A 1,396-nucleotide genomic window follows, 5' to 3' on the forward strand; every position below is an offset into this window, starting at 1 on the left:
AGGGGCATTGCGTGATGAGGATTGGTCCGGGTTCGCCGGTCTCGCGGGTGACGTGCCGTCATGTCCGCTGTGTGGCAAGGAACCCCGCAGAGTAGAGCAGGCACGGTGCTGGTGATCATGTGGTTGTCGAGACCCATGAGAACCGAGCGAGACCGTGCCTGCCCGAATATCATCGCCCATCCCTCCCGCACTGGAGCGACTGGGCTCCCTGAGTGATCCCCTCACCTCAAGCGATGTCGTTGACCTGCGACGTTTCTTGATCCTGGTCGCCGATCCACGCGATGCGCGAGGACTGCGCTATCCGGCCCTCGCGTTGCTGTCCGCAGCCGTCTCGGCGGTGCTGACCGGCGCGCGGTCGCTCATCGCGATCGGTGAGTGGATCACGGATGCCCCACAGCATGTGCTGGGTGTCCTCGGCTTCGCCGTCGACCCGCTTACCGGTCTGCGGCCGGTGCCGCACGCCGCAACCGTGCGTCGCCTGCTGCAGCGTGTGGACGGTGACGCGCTGGACGCGGCGATCGGCGCATATCTGCAGGCCAGAACGCTGCCACCGGTCAAGCTTGAGGCGGAGGAGGCGCCAGTGCGACGGGTGATCGCGGTCGACGGCAAGGTGGTCCGTGGGTCGCGAACCGCAACGGCCGCGGCCATCCAGCTGCTGGCGGCGATGGATCACCACGGCGTGGTCCTGGCCCAGCGACAGGTCGCTTCCAAGAGCAACGAGATCCCTTCCTTCGCGCCGTTGCTGGACGGTCTTGAGCTGGAGAACACGGTGGTGACCGCCGACGCCCTGCACACCCAGCACGATCACGGGGCCTATCTGGTCAGTTGCGGTGCGCACTACGTGGCCGTCGTCAAGAAGAACCATCCCGGCTTGTATACCCAGGTCAGGAAGCTGCCCTGGCGGGACATCCCGCTCGGGCACCGCACTCGCGACCACGCCCACCACCGCGACGAGATCCGCCGGCTCAAGGTCGCCGCGTTCAGCCACCTCGACTACCCCGGCGCCCGCCAGGCGATCCAAGTCGTGCGGTGGCGACGCGACTTGAGCACCGGGAAGCTGACCATCGAGCGCGTCTACCTGATCACCAGCCTGAGCGTCTTCGACGCCACCTGCACCGAGCTCGCCACCTGGATCAGAGGCCACTGGGGTATCGAGAACCTTCTGCACCACGTACGGGACCGCACGTTCCGCGAGGACGACTCCAAAATCCGCACTGGCAACCTGCCCCGTGCCATGGCCTCCCTGCGCAACCTCGCCATCAGCGTCTTCCGCCAAGACGGCCAGACCAACATCGCCGCCGCCCTCCGCCACACCGGCCGCGACTACCACCGGCCCCTACGAGCCCTCGGTCTCACCTGACGAACCCGGACAGATCTCGATCTTGCAATGACCCTG

The 1,396-nt window shown here is 66.6% G+C and carries 1 protein-coding gene; it reads left to right on the forward strand.

All coding sequences use genetic code 11. The features are described 5' to 3' along the window. Positions 1-256: 256 nt before the first annotated feature. Entirely contained in the window at positions 257-1,360 is a 1,104-nt protein-coding gene (locus MKW14_RS40635) for an ISAs1 family transposase (protein ID WP_276623366.1), read from the forward strand. Positions 1,361-1,396 lie beyond the last annotated feature (36 nt).

The organism is Streptomyces gilvus, assembly GCF_022513565.1.
GTDB classification, from domain to species: domain Bacteria; phylum Actinomycetota; class Actinomycetes; order Streptomycetales; family Streptomycetaceae; genus Streptomyces; species Streptomyces gilvus.